The sequence below is a fragment of the uncultured Leifsonia sp. genome (assembly GCF_945957465.1).
GTDB lineage: Bacteria > Actinomycetota > Actinomycetes > Actinomycetales > Microbacteriaceae > Leifsonia.
This window is the reverse complement of record NZ_CAMFLC010000043.1, coordinates 21,478-28,049: the sequence shown is the minus strand read 5'-3', so window position 1 is coordinate 28,049 and position 6,572 is coordinate 21,478. Positions and strand designations below refer to the sequence as shown.

At 71.0% G+C, this 6,572-nt stretch carries 6 protein-coding genes; 2 read left to right on the top strand and 4 right to left on the bottom strand.

Annotated elements, in window-relative coordinates:
• Both Q0Q23_RS16010 and Q0Q23_RS16005 read left to right on the top strand, forming a co-directional pair.
• Positions 1 to 641, top strand: a 641-nt coding sequence (locus tag Q0Q23_RS16010; RefSeq protein ID WP_295126279.1) for an AAA family ATPase, incomplete at its 5' end; no start/stop codon positions are given.
• Between the two features lie 144 nt (positions 642 to 785).
• Complete coding sequence (locus Q0Q23_RS16005; protein WP_295126276.1) at positions 786 to 3,317, top strand: penicillin-binding protein; 2,532 nt, start codon at positions 786 to 788, stop codon at positions 3,315 to 3,317.
• Here Q0Q23_RS16005 and Q0Q23_RS16000 read toward each other — a convergent pair.
• The 4 genes from Q0Q23_RS16000 to Q0Q23_RS15985 all read right to left on the bottom strand — a co-directional run bounded on the left by Q0Q23_RS16000 (position 3,314) and on the right by Q0Q23_RS15985 (position 6,543).
• Positions 3,314 to 4,198, bottom strand: a complete 885-nt coding sequence (locus tag Q0Q23_RS16000) for a 3-methyladenine DNA glycosylase (RefSeq protein WP_295126273.1) — start codon at positions 4,196 to 4,198, stop codon at positions 3,314 to 3,316. The genes Q0Q23_RS16005 and Q0Q23_RS16000 overlap by 4 nt on opposite strands.
• 20 nt (positions 4,199 to 4,218) lie before the next feature.
• Complete coding sequence (locus tag Q0Q23_RS15995; RefSeq protein WP_295126270.1) at positions 4,219 to 4,824, bottom strand: HD domain-containing protein; 606 nt, start codon at positions 4,822 to 4,824, stop codon at positions 4,219 to 4,221.
• A 169-nt stretch (positions 4,825 to 4,993) separates the two neighbouring features.
• Positions 4,994 to 6,025 carry a zinc-dependent alcohol dehydrogenase family protein gene (locus tag Q0Q23_RS15990; RefSeq protein ID WP_295126267.1) on the bottom strand — a complete coding sequence of 344 codons (1,032 nt, stop codon included), beginning with the start codon at positions 6,023 to 6,025 and terminating at the stop codon, positions 4,994 to 4,996.
• Positions 6,022 to 6,543, bottom strand: a complete 522-nt coding sequence (locus tag Q0Q23_RS15985) for a (deoxy)nucleoside triphosphate pyrophosphohydrolase (RefSeq protein WP_295126264.1) — start codon at positions 6,541 to 6,543, stop codon at positions 6,022 to 6,024. Before Q0Q23_RS15985 ends, Q0Q23_RS15990 begins: the two co-directional genes overlap by 4 nt.
• Positions 6,544 to 6,572: the final 29 nt, after the last annotated feature.

Sequence of the window (6,572 nt, the reverse complement as noted above, 5' to 3'; positions counted from 1 at the left end):
AGCGCGTGCGCCGCAACCCGTACTCGGTCGTGCTGTTCGACGAGATCGAGAAGGCGCACCCCGACGTGTTCAACCTGCTGCTGCAGGTGCTCGACGACGGGCGTCTCACCGACGGCCAGGGCCGCACGGTCGACTTCCGCAACGCGGTCGTCATCATGACCTCCAACCTCGGTTCGGAGTTCCTGGCGTCCCGCAGCGGAGCGCTGGGCTTCGTGCCCGCCGGCTCGGACGGGTTCGCTTCCGACAAGGACATCCGCGACCGCGTGATGGGCAAGCTCCGGGAAGCCATGCGTCCCGAGTTCCTCAACCGCATCGACGAGATCGTGCTGTTCCGCAAGCTGGACGCCGAACAGCTGCGCGACATCGTCCGCCTGCTGCTTCAGGCGACGGCGGCTCGCCTGGCCCACCGGAGCATCGGCTTCGAGGTGACGGACGCGGCGGTCCAGTGGATCGCCGACGCGGGCTACGAGCCGGAGTACGGTGCCCGCCCGCTGCGCCGCGTCATCCAGCGCGAGGTCGACGACCGCATCGCCGAACTGCTGGTGAACGGAGAGGTCGCCGACGGCGGCACCGTGGTCGTCGATGCCGCAGACGGCGCCCTCACCGTGCGCCCTCACGCGGTGTTCGCCGCCGCCGCGTAAGTCCATTCGTCCCGACACGCCGTCGCCGCCCAGCGCGCGGCGGCGTGTCGGGACCACTTCTTTGTGGGTGGTTCCTGAAAATCCACATAGGGGTACTGTGCTGGTGCCAACCGCTCGCACAGCAGACCCTGGAAGCGTGGACCCGTGCCCATCCCGGACAGATTCCAGAATTCCCCGCGCCTTCAAGCGATCGACGACCGCCTCGAGCCGCTGAAGCGCTTCGAGCTGCGCACGCCGCGCACCCGCAACGGGGCGATCCTGCAGTTCGTCGCGCTCGCCGTAGTGGCCGCCGTGCTCGCCGCCCTGTTCTTTCTTCCGGGTTTCCTGGGAGCCGGCATCGCGGCCGCTGCAGGCGTGAGCGACTTCAACAAGCTGCCGGCCGATCTGAAGATCCAGCAGTTCGCGCAGAACTCCACGGTGTACGCCACCAAGGGCGGCACCCCGGTGCCGATCGCGCAGTTCTACGCGCAGAACCGCAAAGACGTCGGCTGGGATGCCGTGGCCCAGGTCGTCAAGGACGCGACCACGTCGGCCGAGGACCCGCGGTTCTACAGCGAGGGCGCCGTCGACCTCCTCGGTACGGTGCGCGGTGCGCTCTCGACCGTCGTCGGAGGCGATGTGCAGGGCGGCTCCTCGATCACCCAGCAGTACGTCAAGAACGTCGAGGTCGAGAAGTGCGAGGCGCTGACCGACCAGAAGCAGGTGCAGGCCTGTTACACGGATGCGGCTGGAGTCACCCTGCAGCGCAAGGTGCAGGAGATGCGCTACGCGGTGGGCCTCGAGAAGAAGTACAGCAAGCAGGACATCCTGCTCGGCTACCTCAACGTGGTCGGCTTCGGCGGCCAGGTGTACGGCATCGAGGCGGCGGCCGAGTACTACTTCAACACCACGGCTGCGAAGCTCACCCTGCCGCAGGCGGCGACCCTGGTCGCCATCGTCAACAACCCGTCCAACCTGCGGATCGACGAGCCGAAGAACAAGGACAACGGCGCCGCCAACGGCTACGCGCTCACCAAGGCCCGCCGCGACTACGTGCTCGATCGCATGTACGTCCACCACAAGATCACCGCTGCCGACCGCGACGCCGCCAAGAAGACCCCGATCACGCCGGTGATCACGCCGACGACCTCCGGGTGCGCCACTGCGGCGAACGTCGATGCCGCCTTCTTCTGCGACTACGTACGCGATGTGATCCTCAACGACCCGGCCTACGGCAAGACGAGCGCCGACCGCTGGGCCACCCTGAACCGCGGCGGCCTGAAGATCTACACGACATTGAACCTCGATCTCCAGGCCGTGGCGCAGCAGTCGCTGTCGAAGTACATCCCCGGCTCGCGGCCCGGCATCGACATCGGAGCCTCCAACGTCTCGGTGGAGGTCGGCACCGGCCGCATCGTCACCATGGTCGAGAACCGGGCGTTCAACAACACCGATCAGCCGCAGGACGGCACGACCGCGGTGAACTACAACACCGACGAAGCCTACGGAGGCTCGCAGGGCTTCCAGACCGGCTCGACGTTCAAGGCGTTCGACCTCGCCGGCTGGCTGGAGGGCGGTCACAGCCTCTACGAGACCGTGGACGCCTCCCACCACGTCTTCCCGATGTCCGACTTCTCGAGCAGTTGCGGGCCGGTCGACGGCCCGGACTGGCCGGTGTCGAACGACGAGGGGGCCGCGAGCCGGCTGTCGGTGATGGCGGCGACGGCCCAGTCCGTCAACACCGCGTTCGCGATGATGGCGACCAAGACCGACCTGTGCTCGATCCTCAAGGCGGCGCAGAACCTGGGCGTGCACCCCGCCAAGACCGGCGCCCAGCTCAACTCCTACCCGTCGATGATCCTCGGCACGAACGACATCGCGCCGTTGACGATGGCCACCGCGTACGCCGGCATCGCGAACAACGGCACCGTGTGCACGCCGATCGCCATCGACAAGGTGGTCAACGCCGACGGGACCCCGCACACGGTGAGCCCGTCCACCTGCACGCAGGGACTGCCGAAGAACATCGCGAACGGCATCACCTACGCGCTGCAGGGCGTCATGCGCGGGGGTGGGACCGCCTCGAGCGCCAATCCGTACGACGGCACGCCGATCATGGGCAAGACCGGCACCACCGACAACTCGTTGCAGAACTGGATGATCACCTCCACGACGAAGGTCGCGCAGGCCACCTGGGTCGGCAACGTTTCCGGCCAGACGCCTCTGCGCAGTCTCAGTTTCAACGGGATCAACGGCGGCAACGTCAAGTTCTCGATTGCGAGGCCCATCCTCAAGGCCCTCGACACGGTCTACGGAGGCGACGCGTTCGCGAAGCCCGACAGCTCACTGCTCTACGGCAGCCGGATCACCATCCCCGACGTGTCGGGCAAGACCACCGACCAGGCGACCCAGCTGCTGCAGAGCCTCGGCCTGTCGGTGACCGTCGACCCGACTCCGGTGGCCAGCGATCAGCCGGCGGGCGCCGTCGCGGGCACCAACCCGTCCGCCGGCGCGTCCGTCTACAGCGGCTCGAGCGTCACCATCCAGGTGAGCTCCGGTCAGCCGACGTCCGGCCCGCCCACGAGCGGCCCGTCTGCGACGCCCACGCCTCAGCCGACGAAGGGCGGCGGCGGTGGAGGTACCGGCGGCGCCGGTGGCACGGGCGGCGGCGCGGGCGGTGGGGGCACCGGCGGCTAAGCCGTCGCCGCGAGCTCTTCCCCGCGCCACGCGACCAGCAGCCGGCCACGCAGCGCGTTCGACCGCTCCGCGAAACTGCGCTGGCGGCGCACGTACTCGGCCTTGCCGTCAGGGGTCTCGATCCGCACGGGCTCGGCGCCCCACGGCCGCATGTCGTACGGGGAGGCCTGCATGTCGAGCAGCCGGATGTCGCGCGCGAGCTCGAACGCGTCGAGCAGCAGCTCGCCAGGAACGAGCGGCCCCAGCTTCATCGCCCACTTGTACACGTCCATCCCGGCGTGGAGGCAGCCCGGCTGCTCCAGCTCCGGCTGGGTCTCCCGGGTCGGCGCGAACCGGTTGAGCGGCACGGCCTCCGGCGTGAAGAACCGGAAGGCGTCGATGTGGGTGCAGCGCAGCTCGCCGGCCTCCACGACGGCGTCGGTCGCCGCCTGCCCGAGGCGAAGCGGCACGTCGTGACGATGGTCGCGCTGCCGGTACACCATGGCCCACTCGTGGAGGCCGAAGCACCCGAACCGGCCGGGTCGCGCCGCCGTCGACCGGAGGATCCGCTCGATGGTCGCCAGCAGCGGCGCCTTCTCGGTCTCCATCGCTGCGCGGTCGACCACGAGCGAGCCGGGTGTCGAGCCGGCGGCGTACCAGCGCCAGGACACCCGGGCGTCGCCTGCGGCGTCCAGCAGCTCGACGCCCGCGCCCGGATGCCAGCGCCGCAGCACGGAGGGCGAGTACGCGTAGTACGTGAACAGGAAATCCTCGATGGGGTGCTTCTCGCCCCGCGCCGCGCGGGCGCGGTGCCCGGCGGTGAGCGCGTCGGCGCGCTCGGCGTGCGCCTCGGCGCGGGCGCGCCAGTGCGCGCTCGGCAGCGCGGAGTGCGGAATGGTCACCCGTCGAGGATACGTGCCCGTCAGCCGAGCGACTCCAGCGGATTGCGGCGCAGCTTCTCGGCGACCCCGCGGTCCACGATGCGCCGGGCGGCCGTCATGGGTTTGCGCTCGGCCTGATCGATGACACACGCGGTGAACTCGCCCGCCAGGTCGAGTCGCGGATGGGCGGCCACCACCTCGCGCAGGAACTCCGCCGGAAGCGCCTCCGGACGCACTCCCGAGATGTCCAGCGCCGTGGCGACCTCCAGAAGGTGGCCTTCCGGATCGAACACGGGATCGACCTCCGGCCAGTTGTGCCGCACGATCACCTCGTGGGCACGGGTCCGCCGTTCCGGCCCCCACCCGGCGCCGGCCGTGAGCGCCTCGGCCACGTGGCCGCCGGCGTCTTCGTACGCCAGAGTGTGGTTGTCGAACGCGGGGACGATCCCGATGTCGTGGAGGACGGCCGAGACGTACAGCAGCTCGCGATCGATGCCGTGGAGGCCCTCCACCGTGGCGAAGCCCTCCGCCCACAGCCACGACCGCAGCACGTGGTTGAGGAGGGAGGGCGTGTGGTATTCGGTGGCAAGCTCCCGCGCGGCGCGGGCGGCCGCAGTGTCGGGAACGGTGATGTCGGTCAAGCGCATGGAATCATCCTGACCCGTCGTGCCGCAAAGATCCGGCCGGGTGTCGTCGAAGTCCGGCCGACTTCGTGGTCGGTGATTCCCGAGTTCGCCCGCGACACGCCACCACAGTGTCCGGAGTTCCGGAGTCTGCGCCCCCGGTGACGTTGGATCTCCGGAGTTCCGGGCGCAGCTACGGGAGGCTCGGGTCGAGCACGGTGATGCCGACCGACGGCGCCGACTCGGTCAGGGGGAGCGAGCGCGCCGCCTCCGCCAGACCGACCGTGCGGCCCACCAGCCGATCGGGGCGGAGGTCTCCGGCGGCCACGAGCGCGAGCATGCCCGGGTAGTCGGCCGCGGCCATCCCGTGGCTGCCGAGCACATCCAGCTCCCAGCCGATCACACGGTCCAGCGGCAGGGCCGGCATCCCGGTGAGCAGCCCGATCTGCACGTGCCGGCCGCGGCGCCGCAGCGATCGCACGCCCGCCACCGCGGTCTCGGCCGTGCCGACGGCGTCGACGGAGACGTGAGCGCCCCCGGAGGTCAGCTCGACGACCGCATCCTCGACGGCCGGTCCGGCGGAAACCACGTGCTCGGCGCCCACCCGCCTCGCGGCGTCCAGAGCCGCGGGAGAGCGGTCCACCACGATCGGCCGGGCGCCGAGGGCGCTTGCGATCGCGACGGCGCTGAGTCCCACGCCGCCCGCGCCGTAGACCGCCACCCATTCCCCGGGGCGGAGAGCCGCACGGGCCGTCAACGCCCGGTACGCGGTGGCGAACCGGCAGCCGAGCGCCGCAGCAGCGGAGTCGGGGAGGTCGTCGGGCAGCGCCACCAGGTTGCGGTCGGCCGCGCGCACGACGACGAACTCCGCGTGCGAACCCCAGTGCGTGAAGCCGGGCTGCGTCTGCTGGGGGCAGACCTGGGCCTGGCCGGTGCGGCACCACTCGCACTGGCCGCACCCGTTCACGAACGGCGCGGTCACCCGGTCGCCCGGCCGCCAACCGGTGACGCCGGGGCCGACGGCCTCCACGACGCCGGCGAACTCGTGACCCGGCACGTGCGGGAGCTGCACGGTGTCGTCATGGCCCGCCCACGCGTGCCAGTCGCTGCGGCACAGCCCGGACGCGCCGACGCGGACGACCGCTCCACCCTCGGGCGCCTCCGGAACCGGCACGTCGGCGACCGCGATCGGCCCGGAGAACGTCTCGTAGTACAGCGCCTTCATCGTGTCTCCTCCTCGGCCGGGCCGCGACCCGGACTGTCGACGCCCGGAGCCGTTGCGGCCGTCACGAGAGACGCCCACGGCAGCCTGTTGAGCACGGCCACCGCAGGCCGGTCCGCCGGCGCCCAATCGAGCGCGTCGAGCGCGTCGAGCCCGCCGAGCGCGTCGAGCCCGCCGAGCGCATCCGGCCGGCGCCACTCGAGCGCGTCGTGATCCGTGGAGGCTGTGGGCGGCGGGCCGACGAGGGTCGCCGCGTAGCAGGCGAGGTCGACCCGGCCTGTCACCGTCCGGTCGAGCAGCGCTCCGACCCGCACGTCGACGCCCAGCTCTTCGCGCAGTTCGCGAACCAGCGCCTCCTGCGGCGTCTCACCCGCCTCGACCTTGCCGCCGGGGAACTCCCACAGCCCGGCGGCGTCCTTGTGCCGCGCGCGACGGCAGGCCAGCACGGCGCGGTCGCCGTCGTCCTCGTCGCGGACGATCACGGCGGCGACGACGACGATGGGGAGGACGGGTGCTGGCACCCTCCCATCCTGCCCTGCCGCGGATGCCA